General features: G+C 68.5%; 20 protein-coding genes. 5 read left to right on the top strand and 15 right to left on the bottom strand.

From position 1 onward, the window contains the following. Positions 1 to 2: 2 nt before the first annotated feature. A complete protein-coding gene (locus CURTO8I2_RS06360; protein ID WP_159679629.1) occupies positions 3 to 914 on the bottom strand; it encodes an ABC transporter ATP-binding protein in 912 nt (303 codons plus the stop codon). Positions 915 to 1,192: 278 nt separating this feature from the next. Here CURTO8I2_RS06360 and CURTO8I2_RS06365 point away from each other — a divergent pair, with 278 nt between their 5' ends. Further along, positions 1,193 to 3,280 carry a M13-type metalloendopeptidase gene (locus CURTO8I2_RS06365; protein WP_201295530.1) on the top strand — a complete coding sequence of 696 codons (2,088 nt, stop codon included), beginning with the start codon at positions 1,193 to 1,195 and terminating at the stop codon, positions 3,278 to 3,280. A 290-nt stretch (positions 3,281 to 3,570) separates the two neighbouring features. Continuing rightward, on the top strand, positions 3,571 to 5,595 hold the full coding sequence (locus tag CURTO8I2_RS06370) for a M13 family metallopeptidase (RefSeq protein ID WP_159679633.1): 2,025 nt from the start codon (positions 3,571 to 3,573) through the stop codon (positions 5,593 to 5,595). A gap of 177 nt (positions 5,596 to 5,772) precedes the next feature. Here the strand turns inward: CURTO8I2_RS06370 and CURTO8I2_RS06375 are convergent, their stop codons facing one another. The 5 genes from CURTO8I2_RS06375 to CURTO8I2_RS06395 form a co-directional block, all read right to left on the bottom strand. Further along, positions 5,773 to 6,426 (bottom strand): rhomboid family intramembrane serine protease, encoded by a 654-nt coding sequence (locus CURTO8I2_RS06375; RefSeq protein WP_159679635.1) that lies wholly within the window; start codon positions 6,424 to 6,426, stop codon positions 5,773 to 5,775. A 61-nt stretch (positions 6,427 to 6,487) separates the two neighbouring features. Then, on the bottom strand, positions 6,488 to 6,853 hold the full coding sequence (locus CURTO8I2_RS06380) for an MGMT family protein (protein ID WP_159679637.1): 366 nt from the start codon (positions 6,851 to 6,853) through the stop codon (positions 6,488 to 6,490). Between the two features lie 13 nt (positions 6,854 to 6,866). After that, entirely contained in the window at positions 6,867 to 7,088 is a 222-nt protein-coding gene (locus CURTO8I2_RS06385; protein ID WP_159679639.1) for a hypothetical protein, read from the bottom strand. 67 nt (positions 7,089 to 7,155) lie between these two features. After that, complete coding sequence (locus CURTO8I2_RS06390; RefSeq protein WP_159679641.1) at positions 7,156 to 8,283, bottom strand: inorganic phosphate transporter; 1,128 nt, start codon at positions 8,281 to 8,283, stop codon at positions 7,156 to 7,158. 13 nt (positions 8,284 to 8,296) lie between these two features. Beyond that, the gene (locus tag CURTO8I2_RS06395) at positions 8,297 to 8,923 is read right to left on the bottom strand and encodes a DUF47 family protein (RefSeq protein ID WP_159679643.1); all 627 of its coding nucleotides are present in this window, start codon (positions 8,921 to 8,923) and stop codon (positions 8,297 to 8,299) included. Between the two features lie 265 nt (positions 8,924 to 9,188). On the opposite strand from CURTO8I2_RS06395, the gene CURTO8I2_RS06400 reads away from it, so the two are divergent. Together CURTO8I2_RS06400 and CURTO8I2_RS06405 are read left to right on the top strand one after the other, a co-directional pair. Further along, positions 9,189 to 10,502, top strand: coding sequence for a hemolysin family protein (locus CURTO8I2_RS06400; protein ID WP_159679645.1), 1,314 nt, complete (start codon positions 9,189 to 9,191; stop codon positions 10,500 to 10,502). Continuing rightward, entirely contained in the window at positions 10,492 to 11,121 is a 630-nt protein-coding gene (locus CURTO8I2_RS06405) for an exopolysaccharide biosynthesis protein (RefSeq protein ID WP_236551017.1), read from the top strand. Before CURTO8I2_RS06400 ends, CURTO8I2_RS06405 begins: the two co-directional genes overlap by 11 nt. 22 nt (positions 11,122 to 11,143) lie before the next feature. Here the strand turns inward: CURTO8I2_RS06405 and CURTO8I2_RS06410 are convergent, their stop codons facing one another. The 4 genes from CURTO8I2_RS06410 to CURTO8I2_RS06425 all read right to left on the bottom strand — a co-directional run bounded on the left by CURTO8I2_RS06410 (position 11,144) and on the right by CURTO8I2_RS06425 (position 15,545). Continuing rightward, a complete protein-coding gene (locus CURTO8I2_RS06410) occupies positions 11,144 to 11,416 on the bottom strand; it encodes a hypothetical protein (protein ID WP_159679647.1) in 273 nt (90 codons plus the stop codon). 217 nt (positions 11,417 to 11,633) lie between these two features. Continuing rightward, entirely contained in the window at positions 11,634 to 13,766 is a 2,133-nt protein-coding gene (locus tag CURTO8I2_RS06415) for an EAL domain-containing protein (protein ID WP_159679648.1), read from the bottom strand. Continuing rightward, complete coding sequence (locus tag CURTO8I2_RS06420) at positions 13,763 to 14,638, bottom strand: PhnD/SsuA/transferrin family substrate-binding protein (protein ID WP_159681579.1); 876 nt, start codon at positions 14,636 to 14,638, stop codon at positions 13,763 to 13,765. Before CURTO8I2_RS06420 ends, CURTO8I2_RS06415 begins: the two co-directional genes overlap by 4 nt. A 124-nt stretch (positions 14,639 to 14,762) precedes the next feature. Beyond that, positions 14,763 to 15,545, bottom strand: a complete 783-nt coding sequence (locus CURTO8I2_RS06425; RefSeq protein WP_159679650.1) for an RNA methyltransferase — start codon at positions 15,543 to 15,545, stop codon at positions 14,763 to 14,765. Positions 15,546 to 15,661: 116 nt separating this feature from the next. On the opposite strand from CURTO8I2_RS06425, the gene CURTO8I2_RS06430 reads away from it, so the two are divergent. Continuing rightward, positions 15,662 to 16,492, top strand: a complete 831-nt coding sequence (locus CURTO8I2_RS06430; RefSeq protein ID WP_159679652.1) for an inositol monophosphatase family protein — start codon at positions 15,662 to 15,664, stop codon at positions 16,490 to 16,492. Positions 16,493 to 16,707: 215 nt separating this feature from the next. On the opposite strand, the gene secF is transcribed toward CURTO8I2_RS06430, so the two are convergent. The 5 genes from secF to queA all read right to left on the bottom strand — a co-directional run bounded on the left by secF (position 16,708) and on the right by queA (position 22,305). Beyond that, positions 16,708 to 17,673 (bottom strand): protein translocase subunit SecF, encoded by a 966-nt coding sequence (gene secF / locus CURTO8I2_RS06435; RefSeq protein WP_159679653.1) that lies wholly within the window; start codon positions 17,671 to 17,673, stop codon positions 16,708 to 16,710. 13 nt (positions 17,674 to 17,686) lie between these two features. Further along, on the bottom strand, positions 17,687 to 19,570 hold the full coding sequence (secD, locus tag CURTO8I2_RS06440) for a protein translocase subunit SecD (protein ID WP_159679655.1): 1,884 nt from the start codon (positions 19,568 to 19,570) through the stop codon (positions 17,687 to 17,689). Between the two features lie 77 nt (positions 19,571 to 19,647). Beyond that, the gene (gene yajC, locus CURTO8I2_RS06445; RefSeq protein WP_159681580.1) at positions 19,648 to 19,986 is read right to left on the bottom strand and encodes a preprotein translocase subunit YajC; all 339 of its coding nucleotides are present in this window, start codon (positions 19,984 to 19,986) and stop codon (positions 19,648 to 19,650) included. 116 nt (positions 19,987 to 20,102) lie between these two features. Then, positions 20,103 to 21,239, bottom strand: coding sequence for a tRNA guanosine(34) transglycosylase Tgt (tgt, locus tag CURTO8I2_RS06450; protein ID WP_159679656.1), 1,137 nt, complete (start codon positions 21,237 to 21,239; stop codon positions 20,103 to 20,105). Between the two features lie 25 nt (positions 21,240 to 21,264). Further along, on the bottom strand, positions 21,265 to 22,305 hold the full coding sequence (gene queA, locus CURTO8I2_RS06455) for a tRNA preQ1(34) S-adenosylmethionine ribosyltransferase-isomerase QueA (protein WP_159679658.1): 1,041 nt from the start codon (positions 22,303 to 22,305) through the stop codon (positions 21,265 to 21,267). Positions 22,306 to 22,500 lie beyond the last annotated feature (195 nt).

The following is a 22,500-nucleotide window of genomic DNA, read 5'->3' on the forward strand; positions in this document are numbered from 1 at the left end:
GCTCAGACGGCCGGCGCTGCGGCGGCCTTCTGCCGTGCCTGCAGGCGCAGGCGCTGGAAGTACACGTCTTCGAGATCCGGATCGATCTGCACAAAGCCGTCTTCCGGGCGTTTCGCACTGTGCACGTGGATCACCGGCTGGCCGGCGACCAGCCGCGTCGACAGCACCGTGTGCGCGGCCTCGTAGCCGGACAGCGCCTCCTTGCTCACCTGCTTGCGCCAGACCTGTTGCGACAACGCGTCGATCGCGTCGCTGGGCCGTCCGGTCAGCAGCACCTGACCACGGTTCATGATCGCCATCGTCGGACACAGATCGGTGACATCCTCGACGATGTGCGTCGACAGGATCACGACGACATCCTCGCCGATCGCCGCCAGCAGATTGAGGAAGCGATTGCGCTCCTCGGGGTCGAGTCCCGCGGTGGGCTCGTCGACGATCACCAGGCGCGGATTGCCGAGCAGCGCCTGGGCGATGCCGAAGCGCTGGCGCATACCGCCGGAGAACGTGCCGAGCTTGCGCTTGCGCGCACCCCACAGGTTCACCTGCGCAAGCAGGCCGTCGACGACCTCGCGTCGCTGTTTGCGTTCGCTCAGGCCCTTGAGCACCGCGAAGTGTTCGAGCAAATCCAGCGCGCTCACCTTGGGGTACACGCCGAAATCCTGCGGCAGGTAACCGAGCTGGCGACGCACGGCATCCTTGTCGCGCAGGACATCGATCGGACCGTCGCTGCCGTCGAGCGTGGCGCTGCCGCCGTCGGCCGACTGCAGCGTCGCCAGCGTGCGCATCAGCGACGACTTGCCGGCGCCATTAGGGCCCAGCAGGCCGAACATGCCGCGCGGGATGTCGAGTGTCACGCCGTCGAGTGCGCGTACGCCGTTGGCATAGGTCTTGGTCAGGTCACGGATCGCGAGCATCGGTCTTCTCCCTGTGCCATCGGCACAACGGCTCGATCCTCACCTGTCCCACCCGCCCGCGCATGGGTCGAACGTCACCCGTCGGCGAACAGCCCATCGCCACGAACCGCAAAGCCGCTCACGGCGGGGCCTTGACCATGCCCGGGCGACCCGCCGTACGCATGACCTTCGACACCCCCGACGGCCCCGGGGCAGGCGTAGAGTGCGCCCACACCGGGCGCCGCCCGGCGGTCCTTCCTCTACGGAGATTCCACGTGATTGCCTTCGCTCCCAAGCGCCTGCTGCTGACCTGTTCGGTGGTGCTGGCGCTGTCCGCCTGTTCGGGCGGCCAGGACACCCCGCCGGCCACGGCCGCCGCCCCGGCGCCGGACGCCGCCGCCTCGCCGAAGCTGACGCTCGACGAAAGCACCCTGCCCGGCGTCAACCGCTTCGAGATCGGTGATCTCGACACCAGCAAGAACGCGTGCACCGATTTCGATGCCTACGCCAACGGCAAGTGGCTGGCCGCCAACGCCATTCCCGGCGACCGCACGTCGTGGGGCGCGTTCGAAATGCTCGACGAGCGTTCGACCGCAGTCCAGCGCCAACTGGCCGAACAGGCAGCGGCCGATTCCGCGGCCACCGGCGTGGAGAAGATCGTCGGTGACTTCTGGGCCACCGGCATGGACGCAGCCAAGATCAACGCCCAGGGCATCGAGCCGCTGAAGGACCGCCTGGCCGCGATCGAAGCGCTGGCCGACGGCCCGGCGGTGGCCGAGTACCTGCGCCAGATCTACGCGCGCGGCGAAGGCGGCCTGTTCGGCTTCGGCCCCGAGGCCGACTTCGATGTGCCGACGATGAACATCGCCTACGCGATGCAGGGGGGGCTGGGCCTGCCCGACACCACGTATTACACCGATGCCGACAAGGCGCAGGTGCGCGAGCAGTACGTGGCGCACATCGCCAAGACGCTCGAGCTGTCGGGCGTGCCGGCCGCCGACGCGGCGACGCAGGCCAAGTCGGTGCTGGCGTTCGAAACGCGTCTGGCGTCGAAGTCCAAGTCCAGCGTCGAGATGTCGCGTGACGTGAAGCTGTTCTACAACCCGGTCACGCCGGCCGAGGCCGATGCGCTGACCCCGAACTTCCCGTGGACGGCGTTCTTCGAGTCGCAGGGTGTCGCGGTGCCGGAGAAGTTCTCGCTGGCGATCCCCGACTTCCACAAGGAAGTCAGCGCGATGCTCGGCGACACACCGGTCGCCGACTGGCAGAGCTATCTGCGCTACCACCTCGTCGACGGCGCCGCGCCCTACCTGGGCGATGCGTTCGTGCAGGAGAACTTCGACTTCTACGGCAACAAGCTGCGCGGCCAGAAGGATCTGAAGGCACGCGAGAAGCGCGTGCTCGACACGCTCAACGACCAGGCCGGCGAGACGCTGGGGCAGCTGTACGTGCAGGTCGCGTTCCCGGCCGAGTCCAAGGCGCGCATGGAAACGCTGGTCAAGAACCTCAGCGAATCGCTGAAGGTGCGCATCGAGAACCTGGCCTGGATGAGCGACGAGACCAAGGCCAAGGCGATGGAGAAGTGGGCCTCGTTCACGCCGAAGATCGGCTATCCCGAGAAGTGGCGCGCGTGGGACGGCCTGTCGACTTCGCGCGACAGCTACATCGGCAACGTGCTGGCCGCGACCGAGTTCAATTACAAGTGGATGCTGTCGAAGATCGGCCAGCCGGTCGACAAGACCGAGTGGGGCATGACGCCGCAGACGGTCAACGCCTACTACAACCCGTTGCAGAACGAGATCGTGTTCCCGGCCGCGATCCTGCAGCCGCCGTTCTTCGATCCCAATGCCTCGGATGAAATGAACTACGGCGGCATCGGCGCGGTGATCGGTCACGAAATGACCCACGGCTACGACGACCAGGGCAGCCGTTTCGGCCCGACCGGCAAGTTCGAGAACTGGTGGACCCAGGCCGACTCGACCGGCTTCACCGGTCGCACCGATCTGCTGACCTCGCAGTTCAACGCATATGAAGCCGCGCCGGGCAAGCACGTCGACGGAAAGCTCACCCTCGGCGAGAACATCGCCGACCTCGGCGGTCTGGCCACGGCGTACGACGCGATGAAGCAGGCGGCCGGCGACACGCCCGACCCAATGACCGACGGCCTGAGCCGCGACCAGCGCTTCTTCCTCAACTGGGCCACCGTGTGGCGTCGCAACTTCACGCCGCAGGAACTCGACGTGCGGTTGAAGACCGACTCGCACGCACCGGCGAACTTCCGCGCCGTCGGCGCGCCGTCGAACCTGCCCGCGTTCGCGGCCGCGTTCGAGTGCAAGGCCGGCGATCCGATGGTGCGCAGCGGCGACCAGCAGGTCGTGATCTGGTGATCCACACGGCACCGCGGTAACAGAGAAGCCCGGCAGCGATGCCGGGCTTTTTTTCGGACCTGCCACGCCTCTTGATCCGGGCGACGACTGCACGTTGCTTTTGACACCTCTTCTTCGGGAGATGTCGATGCGCGCAGCGCATCGGGTGATGGATGGCATCACCCTCGAACCGGTTGAGGCGAGTCCGTCACCGCTGCTTCCACCGCACATCCCTGAACGCGAAATGCCGCACCGTCGCGCATCCCACGGCTTGCTAGACTTGCGCGATTCATGCCCGCACGGACTCCGCAATGCCGATCCAGCACACACTCGCCCGCCCCGCCCTGCTCGCCGCTTCGATCGCACTGCTGGTCGGCCTGAGTTCCGATGCCGACGCGCAGCGCCGCCGCGCCGCCGCGCCGAAGGGTCCGCCGCCCGTCACCGCGTGCACCGATCTCTACAGCTTCGCCAACAAGGACTGGCTGGCCGCGAACATGGTCGTCGCCGGCCAGGGCACGCGTTCCGCCCTCGGCGAGCTGCAGGCGCTCGCGCTCACCCAGCAGCACGATCTGCTCAATGCCGCGATGACGTCGCCGCAGAACGACGTGCAGCGCCTGCTCGGCGATTTCTGGGCCAGTGGCCTGGACGAGGCCGCGGTCGAAGCCGATGGCGCCAAGCCGATTGCGCCGCTGATCGCGCGCATCGACGGCATCCGTCGCACGCGCGACATCGCGCCGGCGCTAGCCGCGTTGCACCAGGTCGGCATTCCTGTGCTGTTCCAGTTCGGCGCCGAAGTGGACCTCGCCGATCTCAACCGTCACGTCGGCTACTTCACCCAGGGCGGTCTCGGTCTGCCGGATCCCGCGTACTACAGCCGCGGCGACGCCGAGACCCAGCAGATCGTCGCGCAGTACACGCAGTACGTGCGCAACATCCTTGCGCTGACCGGTACCGCCGAGGACCGCCTCGATGCCGAAACCGCGCTGGTGATCGACCTGGAGCGCCGCATCGCGGCCGCGTCCACGCCGCTGGCCGATCTGCGCGATCCGCGCAGCCAGTACGCTCTGGTCGACACCGCCGGTCTCGACAAGCAGTACCGCCGCCTGCAGCTGGGCGAATTCCTCGCCGCGCAGGGTGTGCAGGCGACGCAGGTGTCGCTGGCCAACCCGGCGCTGTTCGCGCAGCTTGACACGCTGGTCAATTCGCTCAAGGCCGAGCAGTGGAAGGCGTACCTGCGCTTCCATATCGGCAATGCGATGGCGCCGTACCTGTCCAAGAGCTTCCGCGACGCCGAGTTCGATTTCCACGGCCGCATCCTGCGCGGCGAAAGCGCACAGCCCGAGCGCCGGCAGCTGGTACTGGGCGCGATCAACCGCGCAGCCGGCCCGATGATGTCGCGCGAATACGTGGCCGCGTACCTCCCGGACACCACGCGCGCGCGCGCCGAGACCATCGCCGGCCAGGTGCGTGACGCGCTGGGCCGTGGCGTCGAGCGCAACAGCTGGATGACCCCGGCCGCGAAGACCGAGGCCAAGGCCAAGCTCGCCGCGCTGAAGATCGAGATCGGCGCGCCGGTGCAGGACATCGACTACACCGTGCAGCCGATGGGCCGTGCCAGCTTCGGCAGCAACATGCTGATCGCCTCCACCTGGCGCCATGCACAGGAAATGCGTCGTATCGGCCAGGCCAATGCGGCCCGCCGCTGGGACGTGCTGCCGCAGACGCCGGCCCTGGCCTACGACCTGGCGCAGAACCGCCTGATCGTGTCGGCCGCCGTGCTGCAGCCGCCGGTGCTCGACGTGGCGGCCGATGCCGCCACGCATTACGGCACCTACGGTGCGCTGGTCGGCCACGAACTGAGCCGCGCGATCGACATCAAGGGCAAGCTGGTCGACAGCACCGGCACCGTGCGCACCTGGTGGAGCACCGACGATGACGCCGGCTGGCTCACCGCCACCGACAAGCTCGTCGCGCAGTACAACGGTTACGGCTACCCGGGTCTGTCGGGCACGCAGGTCAACGGCGCGCTGACACGGGACGAGAACGCCGCCGATCTCGCCGGCGTGGAGCTCGCCTGGGACGCTCTGCAGCAGGCGAGTCCCGAACTCGCGCAGTCCGGCAAGGAAGCGTTCTTCCGTGGCTGGGCGCAGCTGTGGCGCCAGCAGTCGGCCGTGGATACCGCGACCCGCAATGCCGCGACCAGCGTGCATGCCCCGGGCCAGTGGCGCGCGAACGGCCCGGTGTCGAACCTGCCGGCCTATACCGAAACCTTCAAGTGCAGCGCGAACAACGCGATGACCCGCAAGGCCGAAGACCAGGTGCGCATCTGGCGCTGAGCCACCGCCACGTCGCGACACTGGAATGCGCCGGCTCGTCCGGCGCATTTTTTTTGAACCGATGCGTGATCGAGTCTGCGGAGCGGCAGCCCGTCCGGCACCCGGCGTCAGCCGGTCCGGCGTCGACACGACGGGCGGCGCGCGGCGCTGCCCGTCGTTCCGGATGCCCGTGCGCCGTCAGACCCGGCGCACGTGGCGTTTGCCGCCGCCGCGGCTGAAGGGTGGACGCCCGCGCCAGTGCTGCAGCAGCAGCCAGCCGAACAGCATGCCGCCCAGGTGGGCGAAATGGGCGACGCCCGAGCGCGTGCCGGTGATGCCGAGCACGAGCTCGACCAGGCCGTAGACGATGACCAGCGTCCGGGCGCGCATCGGGATCGGCGGAAACAGCAGCACCAGCCGCTGGTTGGGGAACAGCACACCGTAGGCCAGCAGCAGGCCGAACACGCCACCCGATGCACCGAGCGTGGGATACGGAAACGCCCCCTGCGCGAGTGACCAGCTGACCACGCCGAGCTGGCACAGGCCCGCGCCGACCACGCAGACCAGGTAATAGGTCACGAAGCGCCGCGTTCCCCACGTGTGTTCGAGCTGCGAGCCGAACATCGCCAGCGCCAGCATGTTGAACGCCAGGTGGCCGATGGAGCGCGGGTCGTGCATGAAACCGTAGGTCACCAGCTGCCACGGCTGGAACCCCAGCCCGCCCGCATCCGCGCCGCCCAGCGGCCACAGCATGAACGCCGCCAGCGCGTTGCCGATCGACAACTGCAGCACGAACACGACGACATTGATGGCCAGGATCACTTTGACGGCCAGTGGCAACCTCGGGAACATCCGGACTCCTCGTTTTCGGGCGCCATGATACCGGCGCGACCGTGTAGGGCATCGTGCCGGATCAGCCGTGTGCGTCGGGTCCCCACAGCGCGGCGTCGAGCGTGTCGTCGATCGGCATCCGCACCCGGCCACGCGTCACCGCAACGCCCTCGGCGCGCAGGCGTCGCGCCTGTTCGCGGAACCCGGGCGAGCCATCGGCAAATGCGATGCGTCCGTCACTGCGCACGATGCGATGCCACGGCAGGTCCGGATCACCGTGATCACGCAGGACCCGCGCGACCAGCCGCGCGCGCCCCGGCAGACCGGCCCGGCGGGCGATGTGTCCGTAGCCGGCGACGCGGCCGGCGGGCACCGCGCGGATCGCGGCGAGGATGCGGGCGCGGGAGATCGCGTAAGCGTCTTCGGCTTCCTGGCTTTTGACCGCCATGCGCCGGCCGAGATCAGGTCCGACGCGACTGGCGCGTGGCGTGCACGACGCGTCCGATGACGTAGAGCACGAGGCCGCTCAGGAATCCACCCTGCGCGCCCCACATCAGCAACTGGAACGACGTGCCCTTCGCCGACGGCATCATCGCGAACAGCGCGACAGCGCAGCCCAGTCCAATGACGATCAGGACCAGTCCGCATTTCAGATAGAGATTGGTAAGACCGAGCCGTGACACGGGCACATCCTCATGCAGGGTGCGCGACGACTCTAGCAAACGGCCGACGCGCGCCGGCCGCTGCGGATCAGACCCAGCCGAAGTGGTGGAACATCCGGAACAGGCCGTAGGCGATGCCGCCGGACATCGGGATCGTCAGGATCCACGCCCAGATCATCTTGTTGACCACCGTCCACTTGATCGCGTTGAGGCGCTTGGCCGTGCCCACGCCCATGATCGCGGCGGAGATGTTGTGGGTGGTGGACACCGGAATACCCATCGACGAGGCGGCCAGGATCACCGAAGCGGCGCTGGTCTCGGCCGCGAAGCCGTGGATCGGGTGCAGCTTGACCAGCTTGTGGCCCAGCGTCTTGATGATGCGCCAGCCGCCCGCCGCGGTGCCGGCCGCCATGACCAGGGCGCAGGTGATCTTGATCCACAGATCGATGTCGCCTTCCGCCAGCGCCGCATCGGAGGGATGCAGGAACGCCAGCCAGGCCGGCAGGTTGTCCAGCGTGCCGACGCTCTGCGCGCTGACCAGGGTCAGGGCGACGATGCCCATCGTCTTCTGCGCATCGTTCATGCCGTGCGCGAAGCCCATGCCGGCGGCCGAGACGATCTGGCTCTTGCCGAAGAACGCGTTGACCCAGCGCGGCCGCGCGACGCGAGCGAGCACGCCGCCGCTGCGCGCCAGCATCGAGATCACGAAGAACAGCACGCCCATCATCAGGAAGCCCGCCGCGAACCCGAGCACCGGCGAACTGACCATCGGCACGATGACCTTCCACAGCACACCCGCGCTGTGCCAGACCGGCTGGGCGGGCTCGGACCAGATCACCACGTCGAGATTGTTCGACGCAGCCGCCAGCGCCGCGCCGATCAGACCGCCGATCAGCGCGTGCGACGACGACGACGGCAGACCCCACCACCAGGTGATCAGGTTCCAGACGATGCCGCCCAGCAGCGCGCAGAGGATCAGCTGCGATCCCACGTCGACCACGCCGGCGTCGATCAGCCCGGAGGAAATGGTCTTCGCGACGGCGGTGCCCATCAGCGCGCCGACCAGGTTCATCGACGCAGCCAGGCCCACCGCCTGCATCGGCGAGAGCACCTTGGTGGCGACCACGGTCGCGATGGAATTGGCGGTGTCGTGGAAACCGTTGATGTATTCGAACACCAGCGCGGTCGCGACCACGATCAGCACGAGGGTCAGCATGTCCGTCGGCCCGTCAGGAGTTCTTGAGCACGATCTCGTAGGCGACCACGCCCGCCTCGCGGCAGCGGTCAATCGCCTTCTCGAGAATCTCGAAAAACTCCTTGAGCAGGAACATCTGCAGCGGATCGAGCTTGCCCGAGTAGATGTCGCGGTAGAGCTCGAGCATCAGCCGGTCGGCTTCGTTCTCCAGCGCGCGCAGCTCGTCGTTGAGCGCCTTCATCGGCTCGAGCTTCATGCTGCGAAGCGTCTTGACCATCTTCACCACGACGGCCGACGCCTGTTCGAGCATCGCCGCGCGCGGCGCGAAGTCGATGTGTTCCAGATGCATGGTCGCCAGCGAGTAGCGATCGGCGAACTTCTCGATCTGCTTGGGAATCTTGTACAGCGCCGAACCCAGTGCTTCGATGTCCTCGCGCTCGATCGGCGTGATGAAGCTGTCGACCAGCGCCTGGCTGATCTTCTCCGACGCCTCGCGCTCGCGCATGCGCGCCAGCTTGAACGCATCCAGCGCCGGCTGGCGGTCGGATGCCCGGAGCATCGCGTGGAGGGCGACGGCGCTGTCGTGCGCGGCCACCGCGGCCTCCTCGAGCAGCGTGTAGAACTGGTTGCCTTGGCCGAAGATCGTTTGCAGGGAGAACATGCCGGACGCCTTGAAGTCGCGCGTCCGGGACCGGACGCTCTGCGCAAGGCGCGGATTATGACGGTTCCATGACAGTGGGGGCCAGTCCGGGCGCGCCCGGGGGGACCGCGGTCGTCACATCGCAGCCTGCTATAGTCCGGCCCGCGCCCCTTGCGCTGTTCATCTTTCACATGGACGACGACTCTAGACCGCCCCCCGCGACGCACACCGCAACCGCCTCCCTCGATGCCCCGCATCGCCCGTTTTCCGGCAGGAGGCCCCGGCAATGCTCGAACTGATCCTCATCGTCCTGGCCCTGATCGCCTGCAACGCGTTCTTCGCGCTGTCGGAGATGTCGGTGGTCACGTCGCGCAAGCCGCGCCTGAAGCAGATGGCGGGCGAGCACCGCAGCGCGCGCGCCGCGCTGGAGCTGGCCGAACACCCGGAACGCTTCCTGTCGACCGTGCAGGTCGGCATCACGACGATCGGCGTGCTCACCGGCATGCTCGGCGGCGACGCGCTGGGCAGCCTGATCGGCACGTGGCTCGCGGCCAGCCTGCCGATCCTGGGCACCTACGCCTCGACCGTCGGCACCGTGCTCGCCGTCAGCCTGATCACGTTCCTGACCATCGTCTTCGGCGAACTGCTGCCCAAGCGCCTGGCGCTTCTCGCACCCGAGCGGCTGGCGTCGCTCGTGGCCCTGCCCATGCACTGGCTCTCGCGGATCGCCACGCCTGCGGTGTGGCTGCTCAGCGCCAGCGTGCGCGGCCTGCTGAAGCTGTTGCGCCTCGACAAGACCGAGGCCGCGCAGGTGTCGGAAGAGGAGATCCGCATGCTCGTGAGCGAAGGCCACGAGCAGGGCGTGATCGACGCCGACGAGCGGAACATGGTCAACCGCGTGCTGACGCTTGGCGATCGCGACGCCGAGAGCCTGATGACGCCGCGCACGCGCATCGCCTGGCTCGACATCTCGGCCGGGTTCGAGGAAAACCTGGCCGAAATGCGCGAGACGCCCTATTCGCGCTACCCCGTGTTCCGCGGCAGCGATGCCGACGTGGTGGGCGTGCTCGAGATCAAGTCGCTGATCGACCGCCTCGAGAAGAAGGAATTCGACCTCTTCAAGTACCTGCGCGAGCCCTTGTTCGTGTCTGAATCGACGCCGGCGATGAAGCTGCTCGAGATCCTGCGCGAGAACCAGCAGTCGCTGGCGCTGGTGGTCGACGAGTACGGCGACATCACCGGCATGGTCACGCTCAACGACGTCATGGAGGCGGTCATCGGCCGCACCCAGAGCAGTGGCCTGGACGCGACGCCGCTGGTGGTGATGCGCGAGGACGGCTCCATGCTGGTCGACGGCACGCTCACCACCGGTGCGTTGCGGGAACTGCTGGGCGGCGGCCCGCTGCCGGGCGAGGACGAGCACGTCTTCCATACCGCGGCCGGCATGACCATTGCGCGCTTCAGCCGCATCCCCAACGTGGCCGAACACTTCGAGTGGCAGGGCTGGCGGATCGAGATCGTGGATCTCGACGGACCGCGGGTCGACAAGCTGCTGCTGCAGCGCATTCCGGATGCGGACGCGGATCCGGATGACGCCTGAGATCCCCTCGCGCGAGGAAGCCAGCACACGGGAACTGCTCGCCGCGATGGCCCTGGGCGATCCGGACGACCAGCTGCGCTTCACCGATCTGCTGATCGGACTGGGCAAACGCGTGTTCGGCATGATGCTGTTCGTCGCCACGCTGCCCGCCTTCATCCCGGTGCCGGGCGTCGGCGGCGCGATCGGCGGACCGCTGGTGGTGCTGGTCGGCGTGCAGCTGCTGATGGGCCTGCGCAAGCCGTGGCTGCCGCGGTTCATCGCCGAGCGCGGCCCGCACCGCAGCGCCGTGCAACGCTTCGAGACCGTCGTCGAGCCCTGGCTCCGCCGCGTGGAGCGCGTCAGCCGGCCGCGCCTGCCGGGCGTTCTGGACCATCGTGCCGCGGCGATGTTCACCGGCCTGCAACTGGTGCTGCTGGGCGTGCTGCTGGCGCTGCCGATCCCGTTCACCAACTACGTGTTCGGCCTGCTGCTGCTGGCCTATGCACTGGCCCTGCTGGAACGCGACGGCGCGCTGATGCTCTGGACCTGGGCGGGCGGCGTGGTCGCGATCGCGTTCTTCGGCGTGCTCAGCGGCACGCTGGCGACTGCCGCAAGCGAGTGGCTGGCCCGGCTGTTCTGAGCACGCGTGCGTGGCAGACGGTCTAACGGGACCGGCCGCTCGCCTCCAGCAGCAGTGCGCGACGCCGCGCCGCATGTTCGTCCGCACCGATCCGCCCGTGCGACCGCAATGCGTCCAGCGCGGCCAGCCGCGCGTGCGTCGGCAGTGCGGGAGCCCCTTCCTCGTGCTCGACGGTTTCCGGCGGCCAGACGCGCCGGTGGGCGAGCACCAGACGCACGCTGACGACGCCGACCACGGCCCAGACGACCAGGCCGGACAGCAGGCAGAACATCTCCAGGGGAGACCACGTACCCATTGCGACATCCATGCGCTCTCGGGGGCATGAGCATACCGCTGCCGGGCTCCAGCAGCGTGTCGCATCGCAAGCGCGCGTCGGACGTCTTGGTCGGCCGATGCAACTTGCCGCGGCGGTCACCCGGGCGCGAGGCCCGGCCGCTCTACCGCCGGGTGCCGGTCAAAGCCCGGACACCGCGCGCACGCCAGACCCAGGCCGGCGCCCGGGCCGCGCGCCCTCACCCCAGCAGCGCATCGAACGCCCGCGCCGTCAGCGGATGGCCGAGCCAGAATCCCTGACCGAGGTCGCAGCCGCGATCGCGCAGCACGTCGAACTGGCCCGCCTGCTCGACCCCTTCGGCGACGACCGTGATGCCGATCGAGTGCGCCATCGAAATGATCGCGGTGGTCAGCGCCAGATCATCGGGGTCGCGCAGCACGTCGGCGACGAAACTGCGATCGATCTTGACGCCGTCCACCGGCACGCGGCGCAGATGGGTCAGGCCGGAGAAACCGGTCCCGAAATCGTCGAGCCAGATCTTGACGCCCAGCGCGCGCAGCGCACCCAGCAGCTGCCCGACGCGTGCCTCGTCGCCGATCACGGCGGTCTCGGTCAGTTCCAGATGCAGATGGTGCGGCGACAGGCCCGACTCGCGCAGCGCCGCTTCGACCTCCACGGCGAACGCCGCGCCGCGCAGCTGGCGCGGCGACACGTTGACCGCGACGAACAGCTCGGCTGCCGCCGGGAAGCGCTGCTGCCACGCGCGCGCCTCGACGCAGGCGGCATGCAGGACCTGCGGCCCGATCACGTCGATCAGACCGCTCTGCTCGGCGACGTCGATGAACACCGGCGGTGCGACATGGCCGAATTCCGGATGCGTCCAGCGCAGCAGTGCTTCCACGCCGACCAGCCCCTTGTCCGCCATCCGGAATACCGGCTGGTAGGCCAGGCTCAGCTCACCGCGCTCCCACGCGCCGCGCAGTTCGTGTTCCATGTGCATGCGCCGCTCGACCGCCTGGTCGATGGCCAGGCTGTAGAAACGGTGGCAGTTCTTGCCGGCCAGCTTGGCCTGGTACATCGCGATGTCACCGTTCTTGAGCAGCATCGCCGCGCTGGCGGCGTCGTCGGGGAACACGGTGATGCCGATCGAGATGCCGAGGAACACGCGGCGGCCTTCGATCTCGATCGGGCGCGCGACCTCCTCCGCCAGCCGCGTCGCCAGCTGGCCGGCGACTGCGCGCAGGTCGGCGCCGTCGGATTCGGGCAACTGCAGCAGCACGACGAACTCGTCGCCGCCGAACCGCGCCAGCAGGGCATCGGCGACATCGAACTCGCGCACCGCGGCGTCGATGCGCGCGGTGAACTGGATCAGCGCGGCGTCGCCCGCGTCGTGACCGAGGGTGTCGTTGACGCGCTTGAAGTCGTCGACGTCGGCGAACAGCAGCGCCAGCCGTCCCGCGGCGCCCTGCATCTCCAGCAGACGCTGGTCCAGCGTCTCGCGCAGCGCGAGCCGGTTGGCCAGGCCGGTCAGCGAATCGGTATAGGCCATCCGGCGGATGTCGCGGTCGTGGCGCGCGATGCTGTCGCGCATGCGGTCGAAGGCGCGGACCAGATCGCCGATCTCGTCGCGCCGGGTGTCCACCGGTACCACCACGTCGTAGTGCCCCGCCTCGATGCGTTGGGCGGCATCGGCCAGCTCGCGCACCGGGCGCACCAGCCGGCGCTGCAGCATCGCCGCGACGAGCGCACCGAGCGCGACCAGCACGACCAGCAGCAGGCCGACCGCGACCAGATGGCGTCGCGCGATCTCGTCCAGACGCGCCTGCATGGTCGCGACCATGGCGTCCTCGTCCTGCTTCGCCGTCGCCAGCGAATAGCCGATGCGCACGCCACCCAGCCGCTGGTCGCCGATCCGGATCGGCATCGACACGTCGAGCATGCGGCCGTCGCTCTGCATGTGCTGGCCCGGCGCGGCCAGGACTTCGAGTGCGAACGCATCGTCCATGCGCTGGCCGTAGCGCTCGATGTCGCGGCTGCCGTCGTGGACGATGTTGCCCTCGACGTCGTAGACCATCACGTAGCTGACGTCGGGCTGGCGCAGCACGTTGCCGACCGAGGCGCCGATGGCTTCCAGGTCGAAGTAGTACAGCGGGTTGACCAGTGCATCGGCGAGCTGCGCCGAGACCGCCTCGCCCCGCACCAGCAACCGCTGCGACGCGAGCGCATGCATCGAGCGCTGGCTCAACGCGAGGATCTGCTTCTGCGCCTGGTCCTGCTGCTGCAGCACCAGGGCCACCGCGACGAGACCGGCCAGTACCGCGGCGCCCGCCAGCGCCAGGAACGTGGCCTGCAGGCCGGTCGGCAGCTTCATTCCACCTCCGCCACGACCCGCGCGACGCCGGCGCGCAGCACGTCGAGCTCGACGCGCGTGCCGGCATCCATCGGCAGGAACGCGGTGGTGCTGAAGAACTGGCGCAGCGCGTCGGCCGCAGCGGGATCCGCGCTCGCCTCGATCAGCACCTCGCGCAGGCGCGCGGTCACGCGGGCATCGAGATCACCGCGCACCATTTCGATCGCGCGCGGGAACGGGGCGCTCTCGCCGATGATCACGAAGTCGCGCTTGAACGACGCCGGCACGCGACGGTCGCTGTCCCAGTCGAGATTGCTCATCGCGCCGGCGGCGACCAGGCGCTTGTGCACCCACGAGGACATGTTGAGCTCCGAGCGTGCGAACAGGTAGCCGACCGAGCGCGCCTCGGGCTGGTCGCGCGGCGACAGCAGGATCTCGAGCTTCATGCCGCGGTCGAGCAGCTCGGCGGCCGGCACGAAGTAGGCACTGGTCGACTGCCGGTTCTGGAACACGATGCTGCGCCCGCGCAGGTCGTCGAGCGATTGGATGCCGCTGTCGCGCCGGGCGAAATAGAGCGTGTTGTAGTGGCTGACGCCATTGCGCTCGGTCAGCAGCAGCGGCAGCGCGCCCGCCCGCGATTCGAGCAGCGTCGCGCCGCCGGCGGTCTCGGTGACCCAGTCCACACGCCCGCGCCGCAGGTAGCTCTGCATCTGCTGCGCGTCGCGCGCCATGAGCACGCGGCCTTCGGTGATGCCGACATCGCCCATCCGCGCGACCACGTAGTCGAGCAGCGGCTTGAGCTGTTCGTAGTGCGCCTTGGGATCGTCACTGATGCGGCCCAGCACCAGCACATTACGCGGCTCCGCGGCCTGCACGGGCCCGGCGACCGCCATCACCGCCAGCAGCGCACCCGCCAGGAGCCGTCGAAGGAAGTGGCGCGGGTCCAATGCAGGTCCGGATGCGGGGGCGGAGCGGCAAGCCTAGCGGAAGCGATTCGCCTGCGACAGACGCCGCGCCTCAGCCGCCGTTGCGGTCGGTCGCCAGACGGGCCATGCGCTGGGCGTCGGCGAGGATGCCGCGCAACAGGCGCACTTCCTTCTGGTCCAGACCGGTGCGCACGAACAGGCGCCGCAGCTTGCGCATGGCCGAATCCGGCGCGCGGCCCTTGTGGAAGTCGATGTCCTCGAGCGTGTCCGCCAGCTGGCCGAAGAAGCCTTCCAGCTCGGCATGCGGTACCGCGTCGGGATTGACCGGCGCGAGCGCGGCAGGCGCATCGCCCCCGGCCTCGCCCAGCAGCGCCAGCCGCACCTCGTAACTCAGCACCTGCACCGCCGCGGCCAGGTTCAACGAGCTGTAGTCCGGGTTGGCCGGGATGTGCACCGCGGCGTGGCACAGCTGCAGTTCCTCGTTCTCCAGCCCGGTGCGCTCGCGACCGAACACCAGGGCGACCTCGCCACCGGCCACGGCTTCCGAGTGCGCGGACGCCGCGGCGTCACGGGGCCGCAGTTCCCGCAGCTGCACCCGGCGACTGCGTGCGGTGCAGCCCAGCACCAGTCTGCAGTCGGCGACGGCCTCGGCCAGCGTCGCCACTTCGACCGCGGCGTTGAGCACGTCTTCGGCGCCGGCGGCCATCATGTCGGCTTCGTTGTGAGGGTATTTCTGCGGTGCCACTAGCACCAGCCGGTGCAGCCCCATCGTCTTGATGGCCCGCGCGGCGGAGCCGATGTTGCCGGGATGCTGGGTGCCGACGAGCACGATGCGGATGCGGGTGGCGGGGCCGGCCGCGGTGGCGGTGTCCATGTCGGACTCTGGATTCAGGGGCGCTTGCATGGCGCGAATGGTAAACTGCGCGGCCGGCCTGGCGCCGGTCCTGCTCTTTTCCCCCTCGATCCTGCCCGCGCCCGGAGTCGTCCGCGATGCTTCAACCTGCTGTCAATGTCATGGTCAAGGCGGCGCGCGCCGGCGGTGGCGTCCTGTTGCGCAACATGCACAAGCTCGACGCGCTCAACGTCGTCGAGAAGGCGCGCCACGATTACGCGAGCGAGGTCGACGGCCTCGCCGAAGAGGCGATCGTCAAGGAACTGCGGCGCGCCTATCCCGAGTACGCCGTGCTCGGCGAGGAAGGCGGCGCGAAGCCCGGCCGCGGCGGCCCGAGCCGCTACACCTGGGTCATCGATCCGCTCGACGGCACCAGCAACTACCTGCGCGGCCTGCCCCACTGGTGCGTGTCGATCGCGCTGGTCGAAGGCGCCGAGCCGCTGCACGCGGTCATCTTCGATCCCCTGCGCAACGAGCTCTTCACCGCCACGCGCGGTGCCGGCGCCCAGCTCAACGAGCGTCGCATCCGCGTGTCCGAACGTCGCGAGCTGACCGGCGCGATGCTGAGCACCGGCTTCGCCCCGCGCGAGCGCAAGCGCATCGGCGCCCAGCTGCGCGCCGTCGAAGCCCTGCTCGAGTCGGCCGAGGATGTGCGTCGCACCGGGTCGGCGGCACTGGACCTGGCCTATGTCGCCGCGGCCCGGACCGACGGCTATTTCGAAGCCGGCGTCCACCCCTGGGACATCGCGGCCGGCGTGCTGCTGGTCCGCGAGGCCGGCGGCCGCATCAGCGATTTCAAGGGCGCCACCACGGGTCCGATGCACGTGGCATTCGCCGGCGGCCGCCAGATCGTCGCAGGCAACGTGCACATCGTGGCGCCGCTGCAGAAGACCCTCGTCGATTCGGGCTACGCGAAAGAATTCGCGTAAGACGCCCCATTCGCTGCATCGAAAGGCCGCGCGCAAGCGCGGCCTTTTTCGTGGGCCGCGATCCGCATCACGACCGGCACGGCCGATCGGCGTCGCCGACGGGCGTGCCGTCCTGCGATTGCCCGCCGACGAAAACCCGCGCATGAAAAAGCCGCGCGATGCGCGGCTTCTCCATGCAGACGCGCGACCCGCGTCGCGCGGGCCGGATGTCCGGATCAGGGACGACGCGCGAGCGCCTCTTCGTCCTTGGCCTTGGGCAGCAGATCCTGCTTGGTGACCCGCAGCATGCCGTAGGTCAGCAGCGGACACGCGATCAGGATCGACGAGGCCGTGGCGACGACGGCGCCGAGCATCTGCGTCAGCGCCAGGCCTTCGAGCGAGCCGCCGCCGTAGAGGAACAGGGCCAGCACCGAGAGGAAGAACACCAGCGAAGTAATGATGGTGCGCGAGAGCGTCTGGTTGATCGACCGGTTGAACACTTCCAGCGGATCGGCGCGCAGACCGCGGAAGTTCTCGCGGACGCGGTCGAAGACCACGATGGTGTCGTTGATCGAGAAGCCCATTACCGACAGCAGGCCGGCGAGCACGGTCAGGTCGAACTCGCGCCCGGTCAGCGCGAACAGGCCGGCGACCACCGCCACGTCGAACAGCGTGGTGATGCTGGCGACGACCGCGAACTTCCATTCGAAGCGGAAGCTGATGTACAGCAGGAAGCCCACCAGCACGAAGACCGCCGCATAGATCGCGTTCTTGCGCAGGTCTCCCGAGACCTGGGCGCCGATGGATTCGGTGCTCAGGATCTGACCGGGATTCTCGGCCGTCGTCGCCGCTTCCAGCACGTGCCGCGCCAGTTCGGTGTTGTCGGCGATGTGCGCAATGTCGTCGGCCGCGCGGACCCGGATCAGCAGGTCGTTGCCGCTGCCGTAGGTCTGCACCTGGGCATTCTCGATCTCGGCAGCCTGCAGGCGCTCGCGCACCTCGTCGACACTCACCGGGTTCTCGAAGCGCACGTTCACCGCGGTGCCGCCGGTGAAGTCGAGCGCGAAGTTGAAGCCCTTGAGGCCGATCGCCGCAAAGGCGCCGACGAACATCAGCAGCGCGATCGTGATGAACACATGGCGGAACCGCATGAAGTCGATGCGGGTGTCCGCGGGCACGAGGGACAACGGGAAAATTTTCATGGGGTCTCTCCCGTCAGATCGCCAGGGACTTGAGCTTCTTGCGCGGCGCGTAGATCAACGTGACCAGCGCGCGCGAGACGACGATTGCAGTAAACATCGAGGCGACGATACCGATCACCAGCGTGACCGCGAAGCCCTGCAGCGGACCGGTACCGAAGGCGTACAACGCGATGCCCGCGATCATGCCGGTGAGGTTGGAGTCGAAGATCGTGTCCGAGGCCTTTTCGTAACCGGTCACGATCGCCGCCTTGGGCGGCATGCCCGCGCGCAGTTCTTCGCGGATGCGCTCGTTGATCAGCACGTTGGCGTCGACCGACAGGCCGATCGACAGCGCCAGACCGGCGAACCCGGGCAGCGACATGGTGGCGCCGAACAGCGACATCACGGCCACCACGATCAGCAGGTTCAGCACCAGCGCCAGGCAGGTCACGATGCCGAACATGCGGTAATAGAGCATGAAGAAGATCAGGGTGAACACGAACGCGTAGAGCACCGCGGTCAGGCCGCGCTCGACGTTCTCCGCGCCCAGGCTCGGACCCACGACGCGTTCCTCGACGAAGTCCATCGGCGCGGCCAGCGCGCCGGCCTTGAGCTGCTGGGCGAGATCGTTGGCTTCCTCGCGGCTCAAGCCGGTCGTCTGGAACTCGCGACCGAACACGCCACGGATCGTCGAGGAACTGATCACCCGCTCGACGCTGCGCGCAGAACGCACTTCCTCGCCATCGACGATGCGCACGGTCGGAATGCGCTCGACGTAGACGATGCCCAGACGCTGTCCGACGTTCTGCAGCGTGTGGTCGAGCATGCGCTTGCCGCCGGCGCTGTTGAGCGTGATGCCCACGGCCGGGGTGCCGGTCTGCGAATCCGTCTGCGGATTGGCGTTGATCAGCTGGTCACCCGCGACCAGGATGCGACGCGACAGCAACAGCGGCTGGCCGGCCTCGTTGTAGTAGATGCGCGAATCGGCCGGGATGTTGCCCGACGCGACGGCGGCGGCAGCCTGGTTCTCGTCGCCGGTGACGGCGCGGAATTCCAGCGTGGCGGTGGCGCCGATCAGGCGCTTGGCCTCGGCGGTGTCCTGCAGGCCGGGCAGCTGGATGACCAGACGGTCCTCGCCCTGGCGCTGCAGCACCGGTTCGGCGACGCCGATGGAGTTGATGCGGTTGGAGATCACCGTGCGGTTCTGCTCTACCGCATCGGTGGCGATGCGTCCGATCTCCCCCGAGGACAGGCGCACGGTGATGCGGTTGCCGTCGGCCAGCACCTGCGGGCCGCTGCCGGCCACTGCCTGGCCCGACGCGCTGGCGAGGCTGTTGATGATCTGGGTGCGCGCGGCGTTGACGTCCGCGCCCTCGACCAGCACCACGCCGATCGTATTGTCGGCGCGCCGCTCGACGCTGGAATACCCGATGCGCGCATCGCGCAGCACCGTGCGGATGCCGTCGGCATAGCCTTCCACGCGCTTCTGCAGCGCCGCGGCCTGGTCGACCTGCATCACAAAGTGCACGCCGCCCTGCAGGTCGAGACCCAGCGACATCGGTCGCGCGCCGAGGTTCTCGAGCCATTCGGGCACCGTCGAGGCGAGATTCAGCGCCACCGAGTAGCCCTCGCCCAGCGCCGGACGCAGCGTGTCGGATGCGAGCGTCTGCGCATCGGAATCGGGCAGCCGCACCAGCAGGTGGTTCTCGTCGATCTCGGTACCCACCGGAGTCACGCCGGCGGTGGCGAGCAGGCCGTCGACACGCGCCTTCAGCGCCTCGTCGATGCGCGACTCGCTGGTGCTGGGTGTGATCTGCACCGACGGATTCTTCTGGTAGGCATTGGGCAACGCATACAGCGTGGCCACCACCAGCACGACCAGGATGAGGGCGTATTTCCAGCGCGGGAATTCAAGCATTGCCTTGCCTCGGACGCCGCACTGGGGCGGCGCCTGGAGAGATGACGGAACCGGAGATCAACGATCGGCGATCGGGATCAGGCGGACTTCAGCGTGCCCTTGGGCAGCACGTTGCCGACCGCGCCCTTCTGCACGCGGATCTCGACGCGCTCGGCGACTTCGATCGTCAGGAAGCTGTCGCCGATGTTGCGCACCACGCCGGCGATGCCGCCGTTGGTGATGACTTCGTCGCCGACCGACAGCTTCTCGAGCATCGCGCGGTGTTCCTTGGTGCGCTTCATCTGCGGGCGGATCATCAGGAAGTACATGATCGCGATCAGGATGATCGGGAAGGCCAGCGTCGACAGCAGGCTCGGGCCGGGTGCGGCACCGGCGGCGGCGTGGGCGGGGGCGATCACAAGGTCCAGCAGGTTCATCGGAGCATCCATGGGTCGATAACAGACAGCGGGCGATTATGGCACGGCCGGGCCGGGACGCAGGCCGGGCAGCGGGTGAATGGGCGGTGACGGCACCTGAAACGCGCCGGGGCGACTCAGGCGCCCGGATTCCCCGCCCGGGCGCTGTAGAAAGACTCCCGGAACGCGGCAAAGGTTCCCGCGGCGATCGCGGCGCGCATGTCGGCCATGAGCCTCTGGTAGTACCAGAGGTTGTGCAGCGTGCCGAGCATCGGCCCCAGCATTTCCCCGCAACGGTCCAGGTGCCGCAGGTAGGCGCGGGTGAAACCGCCGCTGCAGGCCTCGCAGCCGCAGCCTTCCTCGATGGGGCGCAGATCCTGCTCGAACTTCGCGTTGCGGATGCGGATCACGCCGGTGGAGGTGAAGAAATGCCCGTTGCGCGCGTTGCGGGTGGGCATCACGCAGTCGAACATGTCGACGCCGCGGGCAACGGCTTCGACCAGGTCTTCCGGCCGGCCGACGCCCATCAGATAGCGCGGGCGGTCTTGCGGCAGCTGCGGCGCGGTGTGGTCGAGCATCGCGTTGCGCTCGTCCTCGGTCTCGCCGACGGCCAGACCGCCGATCGCATAGCCGTCGAAACCGATGTCCTTCAGACCCTCGGCCGAACGCGTGCGCAGGTCGTGGTGCACGCCGCCCTGGACGATGCCGAACAGCGCGGCATCGTTGCCCTCGTGCGCGCGTTTGGAGCGCGCGGCCCAGCGCAGCGACAACTCCATCGATTTCTCGACCACCCGTGGATGCACCGGCTTGCCGTCGATCTGCACCGGCGGGCACTCGTCGAAGATCATCACGATGTCCGAATCGAGCACCTTCTGGATGCGCATGCTCTCCTCGGGGCCGAGGAACACTTTCGCGCCGTCCGTCGGCGCCGCGAACGTCACGCCTTCCTCGGTGATCTTGCGCTTGTGCGCCAGCGAGAAGACCTGGAACCCGCCGGAATCGGTGAGGATCGGCTTGTCCCAGCGCGCGAACCCGTGCAGGCCGCCATGCGCTTCGATGACGTCCAGACCCGGGCGCAGGTACAGATGGAAGGTATTGCCGAGGATGATCTCGGCGCCCAGCGCGCGGATCTGGTGCGGCAGCACCCCCTTGACCGTGCCGTAGGTGCCGACGGGCATGAAGGCCGGAGTTTCGATGGTGCCGCGCGGGAACGTCAGGCGCCCGCGGCGCGCAACGCCGTCGGTGGTGATCAGCTCGAACTGCAATCTGGACATGAAGACTCGTGGACGCGGGCGATGGTCAGGCGGCGGGCGCGTGCGCGCCCCACAGCAACATCGCGTCGCCGTAGGAGAAGAAGCGGTATTCGGCGCGCACGGCGTGGTCGTAGGCCGAGAACACGCGGTCCTTGCCGGCGAACGCCGAGACCAGCATCAGCAGCGTGGATTCGGACAGATGGAAGTTGGTCACCATCGCGTCGACGCTGCGGATGCGGTAGCCGGGAAAGATGAAGATCTGCGTCTCGCCGGCAAAGGGATGCAGCTCGCCGTCGACGCTGGCGCTTTCCAGCGCGCGCACGACCGTCGTGCCGACCGCGATCACCCGGCCACCCGCCTCGCGCGTGCGGCGGATCTGCGCGACGAGTTCGGCGCCGACGTTGAGCCACTCGCTGTGCATGCGGTGCTCGCGCACGTCCTCGACGCGCATCGGCAGGAACGTGCCGGCGCCGACATGCAGGGTGACGTGGCCGAATTCGACGCCGCGATCGCGCAGGCGCGCCAGCAGCGCGTCGTCGAAATGCAGGCCCGCCGTGGGCGCGGCGACCGCGCCGATTTCGCGCGCGAACACGGTCTGGTAGCGCTCGGCGTCGTCCTGTCCCGGCTCGCGCCGGATGTAGGGCGGCAGCGGCATGCGCCCGGCCTTGAGCAGCCAGGCCTCGAGCGTGTCGTCGAGTTCGAAGCGCAGGTGGTAGAAGCCCTCGTCGCGCGACAGCACCTCGGCGCAGCCGCCAGCATCGAGCTGGATGCGGCCGCCGGGCCTGGGCGACTTGCTCGCGCCGATCTGCGCGCGTGCCTCGTTGCCGGGCAGCAGGCGCTCGATCAGGATTTCCACGCGCCCGCCGCTGTCCTTCTGCCCGAACAGCCGCGCCGGAATCACCCGCGTGTCGTTGAAGACCAGCAGGTCCCCGGGCTGCAGCAGGTCCGGCAGGTCGCGGACCTGCCGATCCTCGAACGCGCCGTCGCCTGGCGGCACGACCAGCAGGCGGCTGGCCGAGCGCTCGGCCAGGGGCGCCTGGGCGATCAGGTGCTCGGGCAGGTCGAAGTGGAAGTCGGACTTCTTCAAGGGTCGGACGGGGGGGGTTGCGGGCGGACATTGTAATGAACGCGGCAGCCTGAGCCCCTCTCCCCCGGGAGAGGGGTTGGGGTGAGGGCAGCTTTCCCGCGAGCGCCGCCCTCACCCCACCATCGGCATCCGCCGATGGTCCTCCCCTCTCCCCTAGGGAGAGGGGCCAGCGCGTCTTCCGCAAGCGGAAGACAG

The organism is Luteimonas sp. 9C (assembly GCF_902506295.1).
GTDB lineage: Bacteria > Pseudomonadota > Gammaproteobacteria > Xanthomonadales > Xanthomonadaceae > Luteimonas.